The sequence below is a fragment of the Nonlabens dokdonensis DSW-6 genome (assembly GCF_000332115.1).
GTDB classification, from domain to species: domain Bacteria; phylum Bacteroidota; class Bacteroidia; order Flavobacteriales; family Flavobacteriaceae; genus Nonlabens; species Nonlabens dokdonensis.
Genome location: NC_020156.1, coordinates 1,322,616 through 1,345,966, shown reverse-complemented (window position 1 = coordinate 1,345,966; position 23,351 = coordinate 1,322,616). Strand labels below are relative to the sequence as shown.

General features: G+C 36.0%; 19 protein-coding genes and 1 tRNA gene. 15 read left to right on the top strand and 5 right to left on the bottom strand.

Annotated elements, in window-relative coordinates; all coding sequences use genetic code 11:
• Nucleotides 1-108: 108 nt before the first annotated feature.
• The 5 genes from DDD_RS05865 to DDD_RS05845 all read left to right on the top strand — a co-directional run bounded on the left by DDD_RS05865 (nucleotide 109) and on the right by DDD_RS05845 (nucleotide 9,887).
• The gene (locus DDD_RS05865) at nucleotides 109-3,465 is read left to right on the top strand and encodes a T9SS type A sorting domain-containing protein (RefSeq protein ID WP_015361869.1); all 3,357 of its coding nucleotides are present in this window, start codon (nucleotides 109-111) and stop codon (nucleotides 3,463-3,465) included.
• A gap of 160 nt (nucleotides 3,466-3,625) precedes the next feature.
• Entirely contained in the window at nucleotides 3,626-5,677 is a 2,052-nt protein-coding gene (locus DDD_RS05860; RefSeq protein WP_015361868.1) for a M13 family metallopeptidase, read from the top strand.
• Between the two features lie 88 nt (nucleotides 5,678-5,765).
• The gene (locus DDD_RS05855) at nucleotides 5,766-7,673 is read left to right on the top strand and encodes a CocE/NonD family hydrolase (RefSeq protein WP_015361867.1); all 1,908 of its coding nucleotides are present in this window, start codon (nucleotides 5,766-5,768) and stop codon (nucleotides 7,671-7,673) included.
• A gap of 217 nt (nucleotides 7,674-7,890) precedes the next feature.
• Nucleotides 7,891-8,268, top strand: a complete 378-nt coding sequence (locus DDD_RS05850) for a carboxypeptidase-like regulatory domain-containing protein (protein ID WP_041566974.1) — start codon at nucleotides 7,891-7,893, stop codon at nucleotides 8,266-8,268.
• 185 nt (nucleotides 8,269-8,453) lie between these two features.
• Nucleotides 8,454-9,887 (top strand): TlpA family protein disulfide reductase, encoded by a 1,434-nt coding sequence (locus DDD_RS05845; protein WP_015361865.1) that lies wholly within the window; start codon nucleotides 8,454-8,456, stop codon nucleotides 9,885-9,887.
• A gap of 218 nt (nucleotides 9,888-10,105) precedes the next feature.
• Here DDD_RS05845 and DDD_RS05840 read toward each other — a convergent pair whose 3' ends face one another.
• The 3 genes from DDD_RS05840 to DDD_RS05835 form a co-directional block, all read right to left on the bottom strand.
• Nucleotides 10,106-10,555, bottom strand: coding sequence for a 6-pyruvoyl trahydropterin synthase family protein (locus DDD_RS05840; protein ID WP_015361864.1), 450 nt, complete (start codon nucleotides 10,553-10,555; stop codon nucleotides 10,106-10,108).
• Entirely contained in the window at nucleotides 10,552-10,686 is a 135-nt protein-coding gene (locus tag DDD_RS18325) for a hypothetical protein (RefSeq protein WP_015361863.1), read from the bottom strand. The genes DDD_RS05840 and DDD_RS18325 overlap by 4 nt, the downstream gene beginning before the upstream one ends.
• Nucleotides 10,687-10,785: 99 nt before the next feature.
• Nucleotides 10,786-12,129 (bottom strand): MATE family efflux transporter, encoded by a 1,344-nt coding sequence (locus DDD_RS05835; RefSeq protein WP_015361862.1) that lies wholly within the window; start codon nucleotides 12,127-12,129, stop codon nucleotides 10,786-10,788.
• A gap of 65 nt (nucleotides 12,130-12,194) precedes the next feature.
• Between DDD_RS05835 and DDD_RS05830 the strand changes: the two genes are divergently transcribed.
• Nucleotides 12,195-12,268: transfer RNA gene (locus tag DDD_RS05830), tRNA-Ala, on the top strand.
• 170 nt (nucleotides 12,269-12,438) lie between these two features.
• On the opposite strand, the gene DDD_RS05825 is transcribed toward DDD_RS05830, so the two are convergent.
• Nucleotides 12,439-14,295, bottom strand: coding sequence for a cation:proton antiporter (locus DDD_RS05825; RefSeq protein ID WP_015361860.1), 1,857 nt, complete (start codon nucleotides 14,293-14,295; stop codon nucleotides 12,439-12,441).
• 328 nt (nucleotides 14,296-14,623) lie between these two features.
• Here DDD_RS05825 and DDD_RS05820 point away from each other — a divergent pair, with 328 nt between their 5' ends.
• The 3 genes from DDD_RS05820 (at nucleotide 14,624) to DDD_RS17835 (ending at nucleotide 17,625) form a co-directional block, all read left to right on the top strand.
• Nucleotides 14,624-15,478 (top strand): MBL fold metallo-hydrolase, encoded by an 855-nt coding sequence (locus DDD_RS05820; RefSeq protein ID WP_015361859.1) that lies wholly within the window; start codon nucleotides 14,624-14,626, stop codon nucleotides 15,476-15,478.
• A gap of 18 nt (nucleotides 15,479-15,496) precedes the next feature.
• Complete coding sequence (locus DDD_RS05815) at nucleotides 15,497-17,122, top strand: S8 family serine peptidase (protein WP_041566973.1); 1,626 nt, start codon at nucleotides 15,497-15,499, stop codon at nucleotides 17,120-17,122.
• 305 nt (nucleotides 17,123-17,427) lie between these two features.
• Entirely contained in the window at nucleotides 17,428-17,625 is a 198-nt protein-coding gene (locus tag DDD_RS17835) for a hypothetical protein (RefSeq protein WP_111474641.1), read from the top strand.
• Here the strand turns inward: DDD_RS17835 and DDD_RS05810 are convergent.
• Nucleotides 17,622-18,206, bottom strand: a complete 585-nt coding sequence (locus DDD_RS05810) for a riboflavin synthase (RefSeq protein ID WP_015361855.1) — start codon at nucleotides 18,204-18,206, stop codon at nucleotides 17,622-17,624. The genes DDD_RS17835 and DDD_RS05810 overlap by 4 nt on opposite strands.
• Before the next feature lie 59 nt (nucleotides 18,207-18,265).
• Here DDD_RS05810 and pdxA point away from each other — a divergent pair, with 59 nt between their 5' ends.
• The 6 genes from pdxA to accC all read left to right on the top strand — a co-directional run bounded on the left by pdxA (nucleotide 18,266) and on the right by accC (nucleotide 23,260).
• Nucleotides 18,266-19,315 carry a 4-hydroxythreonine-4-phosphate dehydrogenase PdxA gene (gene pdxA, locus DDD_RS05805; RefSeq protein ID WP_015361854.1) on the top strand — a complete coding sequence of 350 codons (1,050 nt, stop codon included), beginning with the start codon at nucleotides 18,266-18,268 and terminating at the stop codon, nucleotides 19,313-19,315.
• Between the two features lie 62 nt (nucleotides 19,316-19,377).
• Entirely contained in the window at nucleotides 19,378-19,917 is a 540-nt protein-coding gene (locus tag DDD_RS05800) for a YceD family protein (RefSeq protein WP_041566972.1), read from the top strand.
• A gap of 2 nt (nucleotides 19,918-19,919) precedes the next feature.
• Complete coding sequence (gene rpmF / locus DDD_RS05795) at nucleotides 19,920-20,117, top strand: 50S ribosomal protein L32 (protein ID WP_015361852.1); 198 nt, start codon at nucleotides 19,920-19,922, stop codon at nucleotides 20,115-20,117.
• A gap of 151 nt (nucleotides 20,118-20,268) precedes the next feature.
• Entirely contained in the window at nucleotides 20,269-21,264 is a 996-nt protein-coding gene (locus DDD_RS05790; RefSeq protein WP_015361851.1) for a beta-ketoacyl-ACP synthase III, read from the top strand.
• A gap of 22 nt (nucleotides 21,265-21,286) precedes the next feature.
• Nucleotides 21,287-21,775, top strand: a complete 489-nt coding sequence (gene accB / locus DDD_RS05785; protein WP_015361850.1) for an acetyl-CoA carboxylase biotin carboxyl carrier protein — start codon at nucleotides 21,287-21,289, stop codon at nucleotides 21,773-21,775.
• A 135-nt stretch (nucleotides 21,776-21,910) separates the two neighbouring features.
• Nucleotides 21,911-23,260 (top strand): acetyl-CoA carboxylase biotin carboxylase subunit, encoded by a 1,350-nt coding sequence (accC, locus tag DDD_RS05780; RefSeq protein WP_015361848.1) that lies wholly within the window; start codon nucleotides 21,911-21,913, stop codon nucleotides 23,258-23,260.
• Nucleotides 23,261-23,351 lie beyond the last annotated feature (91 nt).

Sequence of the window (23,351 nt, the reverse complement as noted above, 5' to 3'; positions counted from 1 at the left end):
TGCAGTTTGCTGACGTTTAATTTGAGAAAGAAATCAATTATTCTTTTTCAGTTCAGTTATTGTTCTGTGATAAACAGTCATTATCTTTTGCACCTCAAATACCGATTAATGAAATTATTTACTACAATTATTTTGCTGTTTTGCGGCTTATTCACTTTTGCCCAACTAGGAACAGATGCACCGTGGATGCAAGATCTTTTGACTCAAAAAAACGGAGTAGAACCTACTTACCAAGAAATTAAAGAAGCCGGAGAAAACTACTGGGAAGCACACGATAAAGATGTTAAAGGTAGCGGTTACAAACCTTTTATGAGATGGGTCAGTCGTGCAGAAGCCTATGTAAAAGAAGACGGTACACTACAATCTCCTTTTGAAATACAGCGCTTACTTGAAAGTAATTCTACAAAAAATGGCTTAATTGATAATTCTAACTGGCTTCCGGTAGGTCCATTTACTTATACAGAAACAGGTTCATGGTCACCTGGTCAAGGACGTGTTAATACTCTTGCCGTTGATCCTAATAACCCCAATATTTACTACATGGGAACGCCTAGCGGTGGAGCATGGAAATCTATAGACGCTGGAGCAAATTGGACTCCTTTAACTGACTTTCTTTCACAAATAGGAACTAGTGCCATTGCGATAGATCCTAACAACTCAAATATTGTTTACATAGGAACTGGAGATGATGATGCTGGAGATAGTGATAGTATAGGAATGCTTAAATCAACTGATGGCGGTGCTACTTTTAATACCACTGGACTTACTTTTACTAGAGGTGGAGCAAATATTAGCGAAATATACATCGACCCAAATAATAGTAATAACTTATTTATCTCTTCTAATCAGGGGTTTTATAAATCTACCAACGCGGGAACAAGTGTAACAAGAACATTTAATGCCAATGTAAAAGACATAAAATTCAAGCCAGGAGATTCAAATATTATCTATATGTCTACGATCTCTAGTTTTTACAGATCTGTGGATCAAGGAAATACTTGGACAGAAATCAATTCTGGTTTACCATTTAATCAAGGTAGGTCTGTAATAGGTGTTACTCCAGCAAACGATAATTACGTTTACTTACTTATCATTGATAACAGTGCAAATTTAGTTGGTGTTTACAGATCATCGAATAGCGGTCTTAGTTTTATAAAAAGAGATAACGGAGTCGATATTTTAGAAAATACACAAGGCTGGTATGATCTTGCTCTAGAAGTATCACCTACTAATCCAGAAACAATTTATACTGGATGTCTCAATATCTGGAAATCTACTTCTGGAGGCTCTTCTTTTTCAAAAATTAATAGCTGGAGCAATAGTTCTCAAGCTTCTTACACTCATGCAGACATACACCAAATAAGACAATTTGGTAACGAGCTTTTTGTTCTATCAGACGGAGGTGTTTATAGAAGTACGAACCAAGCTGGTAGTTTTACAGATTTGACAGCTACAGCGCAAATAGGACAGTTTTATAGAATTGCAGTAGGAAAACAATCTAGTACTGAAGTAGCTGGTGGTTTACAAGATAACGGCGGATTTACTAGAAGTGCAAATTCTTGGAAAAATTATTATGGAGCTGACGGGATGGAAGCTGGTATAGACCCTAACAATTCTAATATAAGATACGGTTTTACTCAACGAGGTGGTGGTTTATATTTTACAAATAATGGAGGTAATAGTAGAGCTTTTAGCATCAGTGGTCCGGAAAATGGAAACTGGATTACACCCATGAAAACAGATAGTCAAGGAACCATCTATGCTGGATACACCAGTCTTTATAAGGTAGTAGGTACTTCTTTTAGTGCGGTATCACCTTCTTTTGGAGGTAATATCGATCTTTTAGAAATTGATCCTAATGATGATAATATAATTTATGTTGCTGTCAATGATGTGCTGTATAAAAGTACAAATGCTGGAGCTAGTTTTGTTTCTGTCCTTAGCTTTCCTGAGAATATTTCAGCAATAGAAGTGAATTCTAATGATGGTTCTACCATTTATGTAGCTACTAGGTTTTCTAGTGGTCAAGTTTATAAAAGCACCAATCAAGGGGCTTCATTCTCCAACATCACCAGCAATCTACCCAACTTAGGAAAAAACACTTTGGCTCATCAAGGACTTAGTGTTGATGAACCATTATTTGTAGGAACTACCGTTGGAGTGTATCGCTATGATGAGAGCAGTGGATTATGGGAGCAATTTGGGAATAACTTACCTAATGTCAACATTAGAGATTTAGAGATCAATACAAATGATAATATTCTAACAGCAGGAACTTACGGTAGAGGAATATGGCAAACTGCTTTACAAAGAGCTGCTCCTAATTCTGATATCAGATTGGTAGCTATTCAAGATAACGCAGGAGAAATAGCTTGTAACTCTAATAGTATAGATGTGATAGTGGAGAATGCAGGAAGTAATATTATCAACAACATAGACCTTACTTATACAGTTGATCGTGGAACTTTAGTATCGCAACAATTTAATGTTTCTATTACTCCTCAAAGTACTGACATAATAACAATAACTGGACTAAATTTGAGCTTAGGATCACATACTATAAATGTAAATGTCACTACTACAAATGATTATTTTACAGCAAACAATCGGGCTGTAAAAGAATTTTTAATCAATTCTACTGGAGTTGTAAATGATACCTACCAATTTGAGAACCGAGCCTTTTTAACTTCTATTGAAGGTAGTTCCTCTTCAGAATGGGAACGAGGCAATGCAAGCGGTACAATTTTAGGAAGTAATTTGGCAGGAAGCTCCAAAGTATATGCCACCAACCTAAACGGCGTTTATGGAAATGATACAACAAGCTATCTCTATACAGGCTGTTATGATTTGAGCTTTATCAATAATCCAGTAGTATCATTTGATATGGCATTTGATATTGAAACCAATTGGGATTTACTTTATATGCAATATTCTACCGACGGAGGCTCTAACTGGAGTATTCTAGGTAGTGCCACTGATCCTAATTGGTACAACTCAAATAGATTCCCTAATAATTCTAATTGTTTTAATTGTGTGGGAGCGCAATGGACCGGAACAGGAGTAGGAAATACGCTTACTAATTACAGCTTACCATTAAACTTTTTGAATAACCCATCAGAAGTACTTTTTAGATTTGTTCTTAGAACTGATCAATCTGTAACTGATGAAGGTGCTGTAATAGATAACTTTATCGTAACTGGTATTTTAAGCAACGACTCTATCTCATTAGAAGATTCTGTTTCTATTTATCCTAATCCTTCAACTGGAATATTTAATATACAATGGAACAATTCAATTAGCTTTGATTACAACGTTTATGACGTAAGTGGTAAAATCATTTCTTCAAAAACCCAAAACTCAGGAACCCTACATCAAGTCGATTTAACAGGCGTATCACAAGGAATATATTTCATTCAAATCAATTCTACCGAAGGTACATTGACTAAAAAATTATTGATAAAATAAACGACAGCCCATCAGTTTATTTTTTAAAAAGGTTTTTCTAAGGAGAAACCTTTTTGCGTTTATAAAGTCTTGTAAGCTACAAATTAGTTATAGTTTACTTAACATATAAAAAAATGTTAATCTTTATTTTAGTAGTCACAATCAAAACTAAATATTCATTATGAAATTCAAATCTTCATTACTTATAGTCGGTGCTATTCTCATCGCTTTAGGATCTTGTAAAGATAATCAAGCAGCTGATACAGCAAACCAACCTGGATTAGATCTAGGTTATATGGATACATCAGTATCTCCTAAAGACGATTTCTATCGTTATGTAAATGGAGTCTGGATAGACTCTACAGAAATACCTGCAGACCAGACCGTTTGGGGTGGCTTTAATAAATTAAGAAAAGATACAGATGCAGATGTTCTAACTATTCTTGATAAAGCTATGAATGATGAAAATCTAGATCCTGATTCTGATCAAGCAAAAGCCGTTTATGTCTATCAAAGCATGATGGATAATGAGTCTAGAAACAAAGCTGGATATCAACCATTAGTACCTTATTTAGAAAAAATTGAAAACATTAAAACGCTAGATGAATTACTAGAGGTAAGTGCATCATTAAGAACTAAAGGTTTGAATGCTTTTTTTGGAGTTTATGTAGGTCCGGACGCCATGAATACTGAAATGAACGTAGCTCAATTAGGAAATGGTTCTTTAGGAATGGCTAGAGAGTATTACGTAGGTGAAGACGAGGACAGTAAAGAAAAACTAGCCAAATATGAAGACCATATCACTAGAATGTTGGGAATGATAGGCATGGAAAATGCAGCACAAACAGCTAGTGAAATTGTGGCATTTGAAAAAGCAATGGCACAACCTAGACTGGATAAGGTAACGAGAAGAGATCCTCGTAAAACTTATAATCCTATGAGTGTTGACGATCTTCAAAAAATTGCGCCTGCAATTGACTGGAAATCGTACTTTGATGATGCAGGTATGAAAGACTTTGATAATTTGATTGTAAGTCAGCCAGATTATATAAAAGCTTTAAACACAATGTGGAAGCCTTCTAATTTAGAGGTGATGAAAAAGTATATGAAATGGAGCATGTTAGACAGCTCTGCAAGTATGCTGTCTACAGATTTAGAAGATGCTAATTTTGATTTCTACAGTAAAACCATGCGCGGTGCAAAAGAGCAGAAGCCACAGAACGAAAGAGCTCTTGCAGTGGTAAATGGAACATTAGGAGAAGCTTTAGGTCAATTATACGTAGATGAAAAATTTCCGCCAGAGGCAAAAGCTAAGGCTAAAGAAATGATCGAATACGTTAAAAAAGCCTATGAAGTGCGTATCAATGGTCTAGAATGGATGAGTCCAGAAACTAAAACCAAAGCCATTGAGAAATTAAACGGAATGACTATAAAAATTGGTTACCCTGATGAATGGAAAGATTACTCTGATATGGAGATAAAAAGTCCTAAAGATGGAGGAACCTTGTTTGACAATATGCTAGCGGTACAAGAGTACAACTATAATGATAACATGAGCAAACTAGGAGAAAAAGTGGACAAAACAGAGTGGTTCATGTCTCCTCAAACGGTAAACGCTTATTACAATCCTTATTACAACGAGATCGTTTTTCCAGCTGCTATCTTACAGCCACCTTTTTATAATTATGAAGCAGATCCTGCAATCAACTTTGGTGGAATGGGCGCTGTTATAGGGCATGAAATCTCTCATGGTTTTGACGATCAAGGAGCTAAGTTTGCAGCAAATGGTAATATGACTAACTGGTGGACCGATAGTGACAAAGAGCAATTTGAAACCTTAGGAAAAGATCTTGCCGCTCAATACGATGCTATAGAAGTACTACCTGGAGTTAATATTAATGGTTCTTATACATTAGGTGAAAATATAGGTGATTTAGGTGGTGTTAACGCTGCTTATGACGCTTTAAATATGTGGTTAGAAGATAAAGGTGAAGTAGGAAAGATCAACGACTTTACACAACAACAACGTTTCTTTTTAAGCTGGGCAACAGTATGGCGCACAAAGATGCGTGATGAAGCATTGAAACAACGTATTAAAGGCGACACACATTCACCAGGAATGTACAGAGGTTATGTGCCATTACAAAACATCGAGGCTTTTTATGATGCATTTGGCATTAAAGAAGGAGACGGCATGTATATACAACCAGAAGATCGCGTATTGATCTGGTAAAATATGAAGTAAATTATATTAAGGCTTTCTTAACAGAAGGCCTTTTTTTATGCTTAAAAAGTATATTTAGCATTCATAATCCATTCTCATGAAAAATTACATACTCCTTGTCTTATTTGTTATTGGTTCCGCTTTCGCGAAAGCGCAATCCACAACTAACTACGTAAAAGAAAATTACACAAAGACCGTTCACAAAATAGAGATGCGTGATGGTATCAAGTTATATACCGTAGTCTATGCACCTAAGGATACCTCTAGAGATTATCCTATAATGCTGCAACGCACATGTTACAGCGTGCGTCCTTACGGAGAAGATGAATACAAAAGATCTTTAGGTCCTAATAAATTCATGATGGAAGAAGGCTACATTTTTGTGTACCAAGATGTACGCGGTAGATGGATGAGTGAAGGCGATTTTGATAACATGCGCCCACATATTGCAGGAAATGATGTAAACAATAAAAAAGACATTGACGAAAGCAGTGATACGTACGACACTATCGAGTGGTTAATCAATAACCTGCCTAATAACAATAAAAAAGTAGGGCAATGGGGAATTTCTTATCCAGGATTTTACACGGCAGCTGCACTTCCTGAAGCTCATCCTGCACTAGTAGCTTCTTCACCTCAAGCACCTATCGGCGACTTTTTCTTCGATGATTTCCATCACATGGGAGCAACTTTACAAAGTTATTTGATGGCATATCCAGTTTTTGGACATCAAACAGAACCTACCACAGAAAGCTGGTACAATGATAAATGGGATAAAATGCGAGCTGCAGGAAACATGAAAGACAGCTACGAATTCAATATGGGAATAGGATCACTTAAAAATGTGACCGAAAATATATTTCCTGATAACTTTTTCTGGAAAGATGTGGCTACACATCCTAATTATGATGAGTTCTGGCAAAAACGCGCGATAATTAATCATCTTCAAAATGTAGATCATGCCGTGATGACTGTAGGTGGCTGGTTTGATGCAGAGGATCTTTATGGACCATTAAATATCTACAAAAATGTAGAACGCAATAATCCAAAAAATAAAAACAATACGATAGTGATGGGACCATGGAGTCATGGAAACTGGGCTAGGGAACGCGGTAAGCAAATGGTGAATCACATTCACTTTGGTGATAGCCTGTCTACATTTTACCAGAAAAATATCGAGACTCCATTTTTTGAGCACCACTTAAAAGGAAAGAAAAATCCAGAATTACCAGAAGCTTATATGTTTGATACTGGTAAAAAGGAATGGAATGAATTCACACAATGGCCACCGCAAGAAGAAGAAATCGTTTTTGGTTTTGGTAAAAATGGTGAGTTGTTGATCAACAAAGCTGGAGATAAGAATGTACAACACAGCTATATTAGTGATCCTATGAAGCCAGTACCTTTTAGGAGTGAAGTAACACCGGTTACATTTACACCACGCGCTTACATGACAGACGACCAGCGCCATGCTTCTCGCAGGCCAGATGTGCTTACTTTCCAGACAGAAATTCTTGATAGCGATATGAGACTAGCAGGGGAAATTCAGGCAAATCTTGAAGTAATCTTAAAAGACATTACAGATGCTGATTTTATCGTAAAAGTCATAGATGTTTATCCAGGTGACATGAAAAACGGTGAGCATACTCCAGAACATGTGACTCTCGCTGGATACCAACAACTGGTAAGAGCCGAAACTTTTAGAGGTCGTTTTAGAAATGATTTTTCAAAACCAGAACCTTTTAAAGAAGGGAAAAGAACTCAAGTCAACTTCCCATTACAAGATGTGTTGCACACGTTCAAGAAAGGTCATAGAATCATGATACAAATTCACAGTACGTGGTTTCCTTACATAGATCGCAATCCACAGAAGTACGTAGACAATATTTTTGAAGCCAAGGAAAGTGATTTCACTGCTGGACAAGTAACTATATTAGGAAGCAGCACTGTAACCGTAGGAGAAAACAACGGTATTGAAATGCAATTGCCTAAACTGAAGCAGTAGGGCTATAGCGATTAGCCTTTTGGCTTTTGTAATTTCAAAATTCTATCATCAACCTACAAGTTTCAGCTGAATTTATTCGGCTAAATAAATGAGCGCCGTCAGGTGACAAAACAATTTCTTAGAGGCGGACTTCAGTCCGCCTTTCATCAGTAAGTTAATATGAGATATGTTAAAATTTATATCTATTTCGATTTTGTTTTCATTAATTTTCTGTTATATGAGTATAAATAGTCAGACTAGAACAATTGAGGGCAGAATTCTAGATGAGCATTTAACACCTTTGTCGGGCGTAAAAATTTCAACCATTGATTCTGAACAACTGTATAAATCTGATAAAAATGGTTATTATACGATTGAGCTTGATAATAGCGTCAAAAAAATTAAAGTCTCATACGTCGGAATGGAAGCCGAAACTATTAGTTTAAATGATGAAAATTGTGTTTTTAATATCATACTATTGGATGACATAACTGTAGAATTTGAAACACGAGAGGAGCATTTACAACGTTATCTAGATAGAACAAAAGGAGTTCAAAAGTTATTTGAGAAGGCTGTGGAAGAGAGATTGTTCTCTGAGAAAACAAAATGCGATTGATTCAATATAAAATTTGAATGTATTCGGCTAAATAAATGAACGCCGTCAAGTGACAAAATAATTTCTTAGAGGCGGAATTCAGACTTCAGTCCGTCTTTTTTTAAATATAAATAACGTTTATTAACTTGAAAGAATCGCTCAATCCTAAGCATAAAGTTATTTTCAGAACCCAATTTTAATATACTATGAAACATCTCACTTATTTATTTAGCTTGATACTATTCGCTTCTTGTACAAAGAAAGAAAAGTATGCTGAAATCGGGATCAATAAAAGCGAAACCGAATTTGTAGAAGTTAGAAATGCTCTTGATGACGTCTATCTCTGGGACATGAAAAATGACACGATTTATCCCAACGAAGAGAATGAGTTTCTTTTCAAGAAAAACATTTCTAGTCCAGAATTCGCAACTATCAAAATTGGGGACAAATGGTTAAAAGCTATTTTACTTCCAGAAAGTAAAATCGAAATAGATTATGTGGACTCTACCTATGTCTTTAAAGGTGAAAATCATAAAGGCTTAGAGTTATTAAACGATTTCAAAAGACCTTTTTATACAATAAAAGAGACCAATAAGTACAAACTGGACACGACAGCTACTCAAATTAAGAACAAAATTAAATCTTTCAAAGAAGCAGAATTTAAAAGCTTACAAGAACTCATTGATAATAATCAAGTTGCAAAAGAATTTGCAGATCTGATGGCTGATGAAATAAACTCCTTTTACGCCCTTAGAACACAGGAAGTAGTATTGGGCAAACAATATGAAAAAATGCCTATTAAAAAGGAATTGATAGAGCTTTTCAATAGTACCTTAAAGTCATATCCATTAAATAGCACTTACAAATCAAGCAATTGGTTAGAATATGTAAGGATCAATTTACAACAAAAATCAGTTTATGACTTACAAGTTCATGAAACAATTACTCGTGATTCCATTCAAAAGCTCTATAAGAATGATCATTGGAATAAGGTTGAATTTGACTTAATAAATAATTACAAGAACCCATCGATTGCCGAAAAAGCCTCCGCAAACTTCATCATCAATACGGCCAAGCAAAAGAATTTTGAAAAAAGCCTATTAACCATTTTCGAGGATTTCAAAAACAAATATCCCAATAGTGTTTATACGCCATACCTTCAACCAGAAATTAAGATTATAGAAGATTACTTTCAAAAAATAGAAGGTAAAATGCCAGAAGATGTCGCATTTATAGATGGTGCTTACATCAATACCATGGATGAATTAATGGAACAACTTAAAGGTGATAAGTATTATGTAGACGTTTGGGCGACCTGGTGTGCACCTTGTAAGCGAGAATTTAAGCATAACGATGAACTCAATGATTTATTAAAAGCCAAAGGCTATAAGAAACTTTATATCTCTCTAGATGAAATTGAAAGAGAGGATAAGTGGAAACAGGACATCAAATATTATAATTTAAATGGGCTGCATCTTTTAGCCAACTTAGATTTCTTCAAGCATTTTGAACAGAATTATTCTACTGAAAAAGGCTATGTTTCCATCCCACAATATTTAATTATAGATGAAAATGGTAATATAGTCACCAATGATGCTCCGAGACCAAGTCATCTAGATAAATTAGAAAATATGCTCTAAGAATAAAATACTGCATTTCATCGAATAATTAACCCTTATTAACCGATTATCTCAACCGTTTAACCCATATTTGTTATCTAATGCAAATTACTTTCAGGTATGGAAACCAAATATCTACAAGAAAAAAAGCCTAATACCATCGTTGCTACTTATCAACTTATAGTTGGAATTATCAAACTTGTAATAAAAACTTTTTTTATTTTTTAAGAGAATAAAATCTACTGATCAGCAGCATGCCACTCTGCATAGCTGGTTTCTGTTTCACGCAGTCTTAAATGGTGAAGCTGAATATTATCAGGCAAGCGCTTTTTGATTTTATCGGCAAAATCGATAATCATCATCTCGCTTGTAGGCTGGTAATCAACAAGAATTACGTCGTGACCTCGATCTGAGAGTTCTTTTGCAAGTTCTACGTGAGGTGTATTTTTATTAAATACCGTCGCATGATCAAACGGCTCGACAATTTCTTCTTTGATTATTTTCTTTAAGTCACCAAAATCGATCACCATACCATGTTTTACATGTCCTAAATCATCGATAGGCGTTCCTATAACAGTAACAGCAAGTTTGTAACTATGACCATGAACATTGCGACATTTACCATCATAACCGTAAAGCGCATGACCAGTTTCAAAAGTAAATTCTTTTGTGATACGTACTTTTCTCATCTTCTACGTTTATATTTATTGTAAATCACCACAATGATAAGGAGTATTCCTAACACTAAAAAAAGTCCCGAACCACCTAAAAAGCCTATGATATCAAGAAAAGTGCTGTCTTCTAGAAGTAAAGCGTGCATAATCTGTAATTAAGATGCAAAGATAGTATTTAAGAAGATGTTTGTGGTAGGTTCCTGTTTCTTATTGCTTTCGCGAAAGCGGAATTATAAAAAGCCACTTTATACAGCAATATCTTTTTCCATGAAACTGACTTTACTCTTAAACTTAAAGAACAAAACTACCGAGCGACCTATCATCCAAGCAAAGAATGCCCACCAAACTGCTTGAAGCTGCCACTCAAAAAAGTCAAGTAGATATAAAACAGGCCAGTAAACAAAGGCCGTTAATAACCACAACAAATTGCGCAAATAAGGCGCCTCGCCCCAACCTTTAAATATACCATCATATACAAAGGCTACAGCATTTATAGGCTGCATGAGTAACACAATCCAGAACGTACTCGCAAGAATATCCAGCACCTCAGGATCGTCTGTAAATCGAGTCCCTAAAAACGGATATAAAACAAAGCAAATTACGGCCAGAATTGTTGCCATCACCACACCATATAGGGATGTTTTATTTGCCAAATATCTCAATGATGAAGCATCTTTAGAGCCAAAAAGCTTTCCCCCTATAGCGTTGCCTGCATTTGCAAATCCGTCGACAAGAAAAGAGAAAAACAACCAAACATTCATCAATACAGCATGAGCGGCAGCTTGCGCAACACCATAACTATTTGCATAACGATAAGACAAATAAATGGCGACATTAATCGCTACTGTACGCAAAAAGAAGTTTGCCGTTAGTAGAATGTGTTTTTTAAGTTTTGTGTGTGGTTTCCAAAAGGTCAATTGCATACTAAAAACAGTATTCTTATACAGAAAATAAATTGCTATAAGTAACATAACAAACTGCGCAACAAGACTACCATAAGCTGCTCCCATAACACCTAATGAAGGAATAACTCCATCAATTCCATAAACTAGAGTAAGTGTGAGTAAAATATTCACTACAGCGCCAGACAGACTTGCAATCATAGCCCAAGAGGTATTCTGTAAACCTCTAAAAATTCCAAAAATAGCAAAAGCGCACAAGGTCATCGGGAACCCTAAGGCACGTACTTGATAATAGCTAGAAGCGATAGAAAGCACTTCACCATCGGCCTTGTATAGTGTAAAAATGAAAGTTGCAATAGGAGCAGTAACTAAGTAAATCAAAATTCCTAATGCAATGTTTAACCACACAACCTGAGGTATTAATTGATTGATTTTGTCAAGGTTATTTTCTCCTAGCGTATTAGAAACTATGGAAGATATGGAAGTTTTAGTTTGTGCAAGCGTCCAAATAATGGCACTCAAAAAAGTACCTACAAGACCTACCGCAGCAAGCGCGTTAGTAGAATCACCATCCATTTTACCGATTATGGCAAGATCTGTTATGCTAATTAAAGGCTCTGCTATCCCAGCAATGATAGCAGGAATAGCGAGTTTAAGAATTTGAGAAGTGGTGATTTTTACAGCCATAAAGAGTGCAAATATAATGGCTTACAATTAAGAACTTCCATGTATATTTGGCAACTTATAATTTTGGGGGATTAGCTCATTTGGCTAGAGCGCTTGCCTGGCAGGCAAGAGGTGACCGGTTCGAATCCGGTATTCTCCACGATCATTCACAAATGCTTTGTGGATTATAGAAAAGAGTCCTAAACTTTGTTACAGGACTACTAGAAAAAGCTGAGGAGCTCCATCCTCGGCTTTTTTGTTTTCAGACTTTCCCCTGTCTCAATACTTGCTTTAAGCAATAATCGATTTTCTAAAAGTTATTGTTTTTAATTACAAACTTTCTTTCTCCATTGTTACTTCGCCAGTTTCTTGCTCCACAATTTCTTTACCTAAGTAGGCCAAAATACTGCCTTCTTCAATCTCCATTTTAAGAGACATAGAAGGAACAATATCAATTTTTTCACCTTTTCTTATAAATAGCGGTATGATATCATCATCTGTTTTTGTTATTTCTATAAGTCCTTCAAAGTGATCTTGTGATTTAATTTCGATTTCATGAATTTTACCGTGATAGCGAGCTACTTCCATCATATTTACATAATCGTCAGTAGCAGAAAATAAACCTTTAGTCGGATTTTTATTAGGATTATTGATCTCGCTGGAATGAACCAGTCTGAAAGAGCCATTTTCTCCAAAACGATCTCCAAAGCTTTCAATAGCATACTCATTTATTTGAGAGTTGCCAGTTAACGCCAGTAAGTAACCTATGTTATTAAATTCTATGTTATCTGAAAAGCCATCAGAATAAATGTCTGCCGTAAAAGCTTCCAGACCTAGTTCTTTGGCAGTACGTATATTGTTAGCGTTTGAGTCTATCAATACTACGCTACGATCATGCTTTTTAAGATAAGCGGCAATAAGTCTAGAGAATTTAGAAGCTCCTATAATCATTATACCATTAGACTTCTCAAGAAATACACCTACGATTTTTGCAAACATTCTCGCTGTAGTAGCGTTGAGCAATACAGTTCCTAGAACGATCATAAATACCAGAGGTGTAATGTACTCTGCGCCTTCAACTCCTTGAGAAACTAACTTAGACCCAAAAAGTGAAGCAATACCAGCCGCTACAATACCACGAGGTCCCACCCAAGAGATAAAAAGCTTTTCATTGATTTTTAAACCGCTATTTGTAGAGCTTGCAAAAACTCCCAGAGGTCTTATTATAAAAGCAATAATTGCAAAAATGACTGCTGTTTCCCACCTGTAGATTAAGTAGAGGTCTTCCATATTGATATTTGCAGCTAGAAGAATAAACAATATCGAGATAAGAAGAACACTTAATGATTCTTTAAAATATAAAAGCTCCTTGATATTAGGTAAGTTGATGTTACCCAATACCATTCCCATTACAACAACAGCAAGAAGACCAGATTCATGGGCAAAACTATCACTCAACACAAAGACACCGAGAACGGCTGCTAGCGTAAAAACATTTAGTAAATAATGAGGGATTAGTTTCTTCTTTACAGAAAAAGCGAGAGCATGCGCAAAGGAAAACCCAAACGTAAAACCAAATAATACAATCTTACCAAACTCTTCAAGAGCTACTAGAGTAAACTCACCACCAGCTCCAGCGCTTATAAATTCAAATACTAGTACTGCAAATAAAGCTCCTATGGGATCGATGAGAATTCCTTCCCATTTTAAAATAGAACTTACGTCTTTCTTAAGCGGAATGTTTCTAAGAATAGGCGTAATTACCGTAGGTCCCGTAACAATTATCAACGCAGAAAACAGTAATGAGATTTTCCAGCTTAATCCAAAAATATAATGTGCAGCAAGGCCACCACCTATAAAAGTAATTAATACCGCTACAGATATGAGCTTGCCTATAACTGGTCCCGTATTCAGTATTTCTTCCCGTTTTAAGGTAAGTCCACCTTCAAAAAGTATGATACTTATCGCTAACGAAACAAAATAAAACAAGCTGTCACCTGGAAAAAGACCTGCCGAGCCATTCCACATAGGCTCGATAATTTTAGAGGCATCTTCTGTATATAATGTAGAAATAGGACCTACTAATAAACCGATAATAATTAAAGGTAGAATGGCTGGTATTTTAAACCTCCACGCCATCCATTGCGCTAGTATTCCTAAAATGATAATTCCTGCTAATTCTAGCATAGTTTGTAATTTTTTTGAAAATTACGACCTTTTCTTTAATGATGAAGTAGTTTACGCTTTCGCGAAAGCGTATTTAAGCAAGAATTAACGCTAAATTCAAAATCTAAAGCTAGCTCTTACTAACACTTTACTTTGCTAAGGCCTTAGTAGTAGCTTTTACTTCCAGTCAAAATACAAATTTGTACGTTGAAGGCATTGAGAAGGTAAGAAAGATTTGAGAATAAATTTTAGAAGAAATCTCGGACGTCAAAAAATGCTTTAACTCAATTTCATGAAATTTGAAGTAACATTTTTATAAATTGCACTACCTATAAGCCACATTCATTTTATGAAAATACATTCTATAGAAGCTGGAAATTTTAAACTAGATGGTGGTGCCATGTTTGGAGTTGTGCCTAAATCTCTTTGGACACGCACTAATCCTGCCGATTCTAACAACATGATAGATATGGCAGCTAGATGCCTGCTCATTGAAAACAGAGATCGATTGACGCTACTGGATACTGGGATGGGAAAGAAACAGTCAGAGAAATTTTTTGGATACTACTACATGGATCATAAATACGATCTTGATAGCTCTTTGAAAGAAAAAGGTTTTTCTCGTGATGATATCACAGACGTCTTTTTAACGCATTTGCACTTTGACCATTGCGGTGGAGTGATTCAAAAAAGTAGTAAAGGAGATTTTTATGAGCCCGCTTTCGCGAAAGCGGAAATCCATACCAACTCAAGTCACTGGAAATGGGCTACCGAGCCTAACGCTCGTGAGAAAGCAAGTTTTCTTAAGGAAAATATCAATCCTATTGAAGAAAGTGGTCAATTGAAGTTTATTTCTCAAAACAGTTCTTATGAGAAGCAAAACGAAATGGACTTTGACATTCTATTTGTAGATGGTCATACAGAAAAAATGATGATTCCTCATATACATATAGACGGTAAAACCTTTGTCTACATGGCAGATTTGCTTCCTACAGCAGGACATATTCCACTTCCTTATGTTATGGGCTATGATACGAGACCACTACTTACATTAGGAGAGAAAGAAAAATTCTTAAATGAAGCCGCAACTAAAGGCTACTACTTGATACTCGAGCATGATCCTTATAATGAGATTATCACTGTAAAGCATACAGAAAAAGGTGTGCGACTAGATAAAACATTTACTTTTAAAGATTTATTATAAATAACTAAATAACAACAAATGAAATATTCAATTTTAAAATCTGCCTTGTTTACTATAGCTGCGACAGGCTTTCTAGTAAGTTGTGGTAGTGGTGGAGCGATAGTTTCTCCTCCCATAGGAAACATTGATAGCACTCCTTTAAAAACCCAAGAGCTTACTGAAGAGCAAGCAAAAAACTGGAAAGACTACGATCTAGTAACGGATACTATTCCAGGAATGAGTATCAATAAGGCATACACAGAAATATTAAAAGGTAAAAAAGGTAAAACTGTTATCGTTGCTGTAATTGACTCAGGAATAGATGTAGAACATGAAGATCTAGATGATGTGATCTGGACTAATGAAGATGAAATCCCTAACAATGGTAAGGATGATGATAATAACGGTTATATAGATGATATTCATGGCTGGAATTTCTTAGGTGATATCGTAGATGAAAACCTGGAATATGAACGTATTGTAAGAGATAAAGCTATGTTGCCTGCAGATATGGTTGCAAAAGCACAAAAAGAATATGATAAAAAAGTAGAAGAAGCTGCTCAACAAAAAGCTTTTTATGAGCAACAAATAGCTGCGGTAAAAGGATTTGACGCAAAATTAGAAGCTGCCACTGGAAAAGAAGACTATACCTTAGAAGATGTTAATGCTGTTGACGCTGGAGATGACCAAGAGTTAGTACAAGCAAAAGGTATTGCAGGTAGAGTATTCCCGCAATATGAAAGTTTTAAAGCGCTTATTGGACTTTTACAAGATGAGGTAGATGGTTTAACAGCTTTACTAAATGGTGATAAAATCAAAACAAATTACCGTAAGGATATTTTAAATGATGATCCTTACACATGGGATACTCCAGTTTACGGGAACAATGAATACTCCGGTCCAGATCCTGAGAAAGCAGATGCATTTCATGGAACACACGTTGCTGGAATCATAGCAGCAGAGCGTGATAATGGCTTAGGTGTTAATGGTGTAGCAAATAACGTAGAGATCATGGTATTAAGAGCTGTTTCTCAAGCAGATGAGTATGATAAAGATATCGCAAAAGCTATACGTTACGCTGCTGACAATGGCGCAACTGTTATTAATGGTAGTTTCGGTAAATATCATTCTACAAATCCAGAATGGGTTTGGGAAGCAATCAAATATGCTGAAAGTAAAGATGTATTATTTGTAAATGCAGCCGGTAATGAAGGTATAGATACTGATTTCACACAAGTATATCCACAAGATCAAGAATTAGCTGGTGCTGAAATTTCTGATAACTTTATCACAGTAGGAGCATTGAACTATGAATACGGTTCTGGTTTATTAGCTAATTTTTCAAATTACGGTAAAAGTAGTGTAGATGTATTTGCTCCTGGAGTGGCAATTTACTCTACGGCACCAAATAACGAATACCGCAATGCTGGTGGTACTTCTATGGCTGCCCCTGCAACCGCTGGTGTAGCAGCAGTAATAAGATCACAATACCCTAAGCTTACCGCAGCTCAGGTAAAGCAAGTTATAATGGATAGTGGATTAACAACGAGCGCCAGAGTTGTTTTAGGAGGAAATGCAGAGGATATGAAACCATTTGGAGAAACTACAGTTTCAGGTAAAATGGTGAATCTATACAATGCATTAATTCTTGCTTCCAAAATGTAAGCGTATTTAATGATTTAAGTTTAACGGCTGGTTTTCACTCAAAAGCCAGTCGTTTTTTTTGAAAATTAAAACTATACTTGCTTTAAATACGTATTTCATCAAGACGAGCTTTACAATTTTATGTTTCAAATTATCGTTGCATTAGCATAAGTTTCTTTAGCAGTCAGGATTATTTTTTATATTCCCTGTGAATCAATCAAATAATCGACGAACTGCGCATAACTAAAATTTAATGTATAGATAGTAAATCTTTTTTGCCGTAAATCAATTTAATTTCTACATTCGCATCCGAATATTTTTTTCAAATGATATTAGTTAAGTTTCACCTTTTCTTGTTAACGATGGTTCAGCAAGTGCCGCCGCCGCCAGACACGAGAACAAAAATGGGTCCCACGCCTCCAGGTGATGTTGTTCCTATTGATAGTAATGCTTGGGTTTTAATCGTTGTAGCTATACTACTGATTATAGCATATCATTTACCTAGGACTAAAAAAACTGCTTAAAGATTCATTAATCTTTTCACGTATTTCCCGATTACATCAAATTCTAGATTTACTATATCACCTTTAGAAAGAGTCTTAAATCCAGTGTGCTCGTAAGTATAAGGAATAATAGCTACAGAGAAACTATTAGGTTTTGAATCTACAACGGTAAGACTCACTCCATTAATACAAATACTGCCTTTTTCAATAGTTACATTATGAAGTGTAGGATCGTATTCAAAACTGAAAATCCAAGAACCGTCTTTATTTAGCACTTGAGTGCAGGTTGCTGTTTGATCTACATGACCTTGAACTATATGACCATCTAGTCGCGCACCCATTTTCATAGCACGTTCCATATTAACGATATCACCTACCTCAAGATGTTTAATGTTCGTTTTCAAAAGTGTTTCTTCTATTGCGGTAACCGTGTATTGATCACTATTTATAGAAACGACAGTAAGACAAACGCCGTTGTGTGCCACACTTTGGTCAATTTTTAACTCAGACGTTAAATTAGAGCTTAATGTAAGATGGACATTTGTGTTTTCTTTTCTAATTTCTTTAACTTCTGCTGCACTCTCTATGATTCCTGTAAACATAACTGATTAAAAAACTTTACTTTTATGCTTTCAAAAATACGGCTTAAAGAGCGCAAAATATGAATAAGGAAGAGAATATCAAGGTAGGAATGACTATAGGAGACCCAAATGGAATAGGTGGTGAGATAATTTTAAAGGCATTTGAAGATCCTAGAATGCTAGAACTGTTTACTCCAGTTGTTTTTGCTAGCACAAAACTACTCTCTTATTATGCAAAATCCTTTGGGCTTAAGACAAAAATTCATGGTATCACATCCTTAGATCAAATAGTGCATGGAAAATTTAATGTGCTGCGACTTATAAAGGAGCCTTTTAATGTACAATGGGGCGAGGTAAACTCTGAGGCTGGAGCTCTTGCAGTTAAAAGTTTAGCATCAGCAACAGAGGCGTTAAAGAATAATGAAATAGATGTGCTAGTTACAGCTCCTATAAATAAAGAATCTATTCATTCTGAAGATTTCAGTTTTCCAGGTCATACCGATTACTTAAATCAAGAACTTGAAGGTGAAAGTCTAATGTTCATGGTGTCAAATGAACTTAGAGTAGGTTTGCTTACCGACCATGTTCCTGTAAAAGATGTTCCTGCCAGAATTAATGCAAAAGTCATTAAAACTAAAATAGGGACAATAAAAGAGTCGCTTAAAAAGGATTTTGGGATAAGTAAACCTAGGATTGCTGTTTTGGGGATAAATCCTCATGTAGGCGATAATGGAGTAATAGGCACTGACGATCAAGATACGTTGATACCAGCGCTAGAAGAATTGAGGGAAGACGGTAACATCATTTTTGGTCCCTACGCAGCAGATTCTTTTTTTGGAAATAAAAAATATCAAGAGTTCGACGCCATACTAGCAAGTTATCACGATCAAGGGCTGGTGCCTTTTAAAACTATAGCCTTTGGACATGGAGTAAATTATACTGCAGGATTGAGTCATGTAAGAACAAGTCCAGATCACGGTACAGGCTTTGATATTGCAGGAAAAGGAGAGGCACATCCAGAGTCATTTATTGCGGCAATCCATACAGCAATTCATATTTATAGAAAGCGAAAAGAGTATGATATCTTAAATGAAAATCCGCTTAAAAAACTTTCTCGCAAACGAAGATGATATTAACACTAGATTTTTAATAACTTTTATTATCTTTGCACGCTCTTTGAAAGAGTAGGATTATGGAACTCAAAGCTTTTATGATATCCTTTGCCGGATTAAAGCAAGGTAAACACCAGTTTAAGTACGAGGTCGATAATACGTTTTTTGAAAATTTTGGATTTGAAGAATTTAACAGTTCATCAATTACTGTTGAAGCGCAATTAGATAAAAGAAATACCATCATGGATCTTTTATTAGAAGCTCAAGGTTCTGTAAATGTCAATTGTGATGTTACTAATGAGCCTTTTGATCTTGAGATTAATGCTTCGATGGATTTGGTGATTAAATTTGGAGAAGCTTTTAATGATGATAATGAAGAGTTATTAATTTTATCACACGGCGATTATGAGTTTAACATAGCTCAATATGTGTATGAAATGATCGTGCTCTCCATTCCTCAAAAGAGAGTTCATCCAGGTGTTGAGGACGGCTCATTAGAGTCAGACGTCTTAGAAAAACTAGAAGAATTAAGTGTTTCAGATCCAGAAGAGAATAAAAATAAAGAAATAGATCCCAGATGGGAAGCATTAAAGAAATTAAAAACGGATAATAACTTATAGCCATGGCGCATCCTAAGAGAAAAATCTCGAAAACGAGAAGAGACAAAAGAAGAACTCACTACAAAGCTTCAGTTCCTCAAATTGCTACAGATTCAACAACTGGTGAAGCTCACCTTTATCACAGAGCTCACTGGCACGAAGGTAAATTATACTACAGAGGTAATGTACTTATCGATAAAACTGAAGTAGCAGAAGCTTAATTAATAGTTGTATTTTTCTTAGAAAACTTTGGTTTTCAATATGAAATCACAAAAAATGACACGTTTTTATTAAAAATGTGTCATTTTTTGTTGTTTCTAGAGCTTTTTTAGTAGCTTTCACCGCTCTAAATAATTCAATAGAATCACCAGTATGAGTAATATCAAAGCGGCGATAACGGCAGTTGGTGCCTATACTCCAGAGTATAAGCTTACAAATGCTATTTTAGAAACCATGGTCGATACAAACGATGAATGGATCTTTTCTCGCACCGGGATTAAGGAGCGACGCATACTTAAAGATAAGGACAAAGGAGCTTCTTATCTAGCTATTAAAGCTGCTGAAGATCTAATTTCTAGTGCCAGTTTAGACCCTAAAACCATTGACTTGGTTCTTGTCGCTACAGTAACTCCAGATATGCCAGTTGCTTCTACTGCAGCCTATGTTGCTTCTCAAATAGGCGCAACAAATGCCTTTTCTTATGACTTAATGGCCGCTTGCTCTGGTTTTCTTTACGGGATGAGTACAGCCAGTAGTTATATTGAATCTGGTCGTTATAAAAAAGTTTTATTAATAGGAGCAGATAAAATGTCTTCTATAATTGATTATGAAGACCGCACTACATGCATCATCTTTGGAGATGGAGGTGGAGCAGTACTTTTTGAACCTAACCATGAAGGCTACGGATTTGAAGACGAAATTCTACGTACCGACGGTATTGGACGTAATTTTCTGAAAATAGAAGCTGGAGGCTCGTTATTGCCAGCATCACATGAAACAGTAGATAAGAAACAACATTATGTTTTTCAAGACGGTAAGAACGTCTTTAAATATGCTGTGTCTAATATGGCTGATGTTTCGGAACAAATTGTAAAACGTAACAATCTTACAAATGAAGATATTAGTTGGTTAGTCCCTCATCAAGCAAACAAGCGTATTATAGACGCGACTGCAAGAAGAGTTAATCTTCCGGAAGAGAAAGTGATGATGAATATCCAGAAGTATGGAAATACCACTAGTGCAACTTTACCATTATTATTAAAAGAATATGAGACTCAATTGAAAAAAGGAGATCAACTTGTATTTGCTGCTTTTGGAGGTGGCTTTACATGGGGATCGATTTTGTTATCTTGGGCATACGATAGTTAAACTTAATAACCACCCTTAATTTATGGACATTAAAGAAATACAAAATTTAATCAAATTTGTTGCAAAATCTGGAGCAAGTGAGGTAAAATTAGAAATGGATGATATAAAAATCACCATTAGAACAGGAAGTGAATCTGGTGACATTACTTACGTTTCTCAACCAGCACCTATGCAACAGCAAATGGCACCTGCTCCACAAGCGCCTGCTCCGGCACCGGTAGCTCCAGCACCTTCTGAGGCTCCAGCAGCTCCAGCAGCAAGTAACGATAAGTATGTTACAGTAAAGTCACCTATAATCGGTACTTTTTATAGAAAGGCATCTCCAGAGAAGCCAGCATTTGTTGAGGTAGGTGATAGTATTAAAGAAGGAGACACATTATGTATCATTGAAGCAATGAAACTTTTCAACGAGATTGAGAGCGAGGTTTCTGGTACCATTGTAAAAGTGCTTATAGACGATTCTTCACCAGTAGAATTTGATCAGCCATTATTTTTAGTAGATCCTTCTTAAATAATAGAAGGATTTTTTGTGTCTTAAATGTTGCAATATAGTTTGTGTTGATCTCGCTTTCGCGAAAGCGGAACTTTATAAACAATTGAAATACAAAAATTGTATCGCATTGCGACGTAACTTAAAAGAAACATCATGTTTAAAAAAATATTGATAGCAAATCGTGGCGAAATAGCCTTAAGGGTAATACGAACTTGTAAGGAGATGGGAATCAAAACTGTAGCGGTATATTCTACTGCCGATGCAGACAGTCTTCACGTAAAATTTGCCGATGAAGCAGTTTGTATAGGGCCACCACCTAGTAATTTATCTTACTTAAAGATGTCCAATATCATCAGCGCTGCAGAGATTACTAATGCAGATGCGATCCATCCTGGTTATGGATTCCTATCTGAAAATGCAGATTTTTCACGCATTTGTGAAGAACATCAAATAAAATTTATAGGCGCGAGTGCAGAGATGATCTCAAAAATGGGAGATAAAGCAACTGCCAAAGCTACTATGAAAGCCGCTGGCGTTCCTTGTGTACCAGGATCAGAAGGTATTCTTGAAGATTTTGAAGATTGTAAGAAAACGGCACTTGCTACCGGTTATCCTGTAATGCTTAAAGCTACTGCCGGTGGTGGAGGAAAAGGAATGAGAGCTGTCTGGAAAGAAGAAGATCTTCAAGGAGCATGGGAAAGTGCCCGTAACGAGTCTAAAGCAGCCTTCGGAAACGACGACATGTACATGGAGAAGCTTATTGAAGAGCCACGCCACATAGAGATTCAGATTGTAGGAGATAGTTACGGTAAAGCTTGTCATTTAAGTGAACGCGACTGTTCTGTACAACGACGTCACCAGAAACTTACTGAAGAGGTACCTTCTCCTTTTATGACAAAGAAATTACGTAAAGAAATGGGAGAGGCAGCCGTTAAAGCTGCAGAATACATTGCCTACGAAGGTGCAGGAACGGTAGAGTTTCTAGTAGATAAACACCGCAATTTCTATTTTATGGAAATGAATACTCGTATTCAAGTAGAGCACCCTATTACGGAGCAGGTGATTGATTTTGACTTAATAAGAGAACAGATTCTTGTTGCTGCTGGAGTAAAAATATCTGGTAAGAATTATGAACCAGCGTTGCATTCCATTGAATGCAGAATTAATGCAGAAGATCCTTACCACGATTTCCGTCCTTCTCCAGGGAAGATCACGACACTTCATGCACCAGGTGGTCATGGAGTGCGTTTAGACACTCATGTTTATGCAGGATACTCTATCCCGCCTAATTATGACTCTATGATCGCAAAGTTGATTACTACAGCGAGAACACGTCAGGAGGCAATCGATAAAATGAAAAGAGCTTTAGATGAATTTGTCATTGAAGGTATTAAAACGACAATTCCTTTCCATAGACAACTTATGGAAGAGCCAGCTTATGTAGAAGGTAATTATACGACTGCTTTTATGGACACGTTCAAAATGAAGCCCATAAAGGACTAAGTTTAATTCATCTGGTAAACTATAAAAACCTATCTGGTCTAACTAGATAGGTTTTTTTGTGGAATAAATCGTTATTTAATCATTGATAGCT

Bases quoted from the DNA above. Each gene is read 5' to 3' on its own strand.
- DDD_RS18325 (WP_015361863.1), bottom strand. From the start codon at position 10,686: ATGCACGCTTTACTTCTAGAAGACAGCACTTTTCTTGATATCATAGGC.
- pdxA (WP_015361854.1), top strand. From the start codon at position 18,266: ATGAATAAGGAAGAGAATATCAAGGTAGGAATGACTATAGGAGACCCA.
- DDD_RS05835 (WP_015361862.1), bottom strand. From the start codon at position 12,129: ATGGCTGTAAAAATCACCACTTCTCAAATTCTTAAACTCGCTATTCCT.
- DDD_RS05840 (WP_015361864.1), bottom strand. From the start codon at position 10,555: ATGAGAAAAGTACGTATCACAAAAGAATTTACTTTTGAAACTGGTCAT.
- accC (WP_015361848.1), top strand. From the start codon at position 21,911: ATGTTTAAAAAAATATTGATAGCAAATCGTGGCGAAATAGCCTTAAGG.
- DDD_RS05815 (WP_041566973.1), top strand. From the start codon at position 15,497: ATGAAATATTCAATTTTAAAATCTGCCTTGTTTACTATAGCTGCGACA.
- DDD_RS17835 (WP_111474641.1), top strand. From the start codon at position 17,428: ATGATATTAGTTAAGTTTCACCTTTTCTTGTTAACGATGGTTCAGCAA.
- DDD_RS05790 (WP_015361851.1), top strand. From the start codon at position 20,269: ATGAGTAATATCAAAGCGGCGATAACGGCAGTTGGTGCCTATACTCCA.
- DDD_RS05810 (WP_015361855.1), bottom strand. From the start codon at position 18,206: ATGTTTACAGGAATCATAGAGAGTGCAGCAGAAGTTAAAGAAATTAGA.
- DDD_RS05865 (WP_015361869.1), top strand. From the start codon at position 109: ATGAAATTATTTACTACAATTATTTTGCTGTTTTGCGGCTTATTCACT.
- DDD_RS05860 (WP_015361868.1), top strand. From the start codon at position 3,626: ATGAAATTCAAATCTTCATTACTTATAGTCGGTGCTATTCTCATCGCT.
- DDD_RS05825 (WP_015361860.1), bottom strand. From the start codon at position 14,295: ATGCTAGAATTAGCAGGAATTATCATTTTAGGAATACTAGCGCAATGG.
- DDD_RS05800 (WP_041566972.1), top strand. From the start codon at position 19,378: ATGGAACTCAAAGCTTTTATGATATCCTTTGCCGGATTAAAGCAAGGT.
- DDD_RS05845 (WP_015361865.1), top strand. From the start codon at position 8,454: ATGAAACATCTCACTTATTTATTTAGCTTGATACTATTCGCTTCTTGT.
- DDD_RS05855 (WP_015361867.1), top strand. From the start codon at position 5,766: ATGAAAAATTACATACTCCTTGTCTTATTTGTTATTGGTTCCGCTTTC.
- DDD_RS05820 (WP_015361859.1), top strand. From the start codon at position 14,624: ATGAAAATACATTCTATAGAAGCTGGAAATTTTAAACTAGATGGTGGT.
- accB (WP_015361850.1), top strand. From the start codon at position 21,287: ATGGACATTAAAGAAATACAAAATTTAATCAAATTTGTTGCAAAATCT.
- rpmF (WP_015361852.1), top strand. From the start codon at position 19,920: ATGGCGCATCCTAAGAGAAAAATCTCGAAAACGAGAAGAGACAAAAGA.
- DDD_RS05850 (WP_041566974.1), top strand. From the start codon at position 7,891: ATGAGTATAAATAGTCAGACTAGAACAATTGAGGGCAGAATTCTAGAT.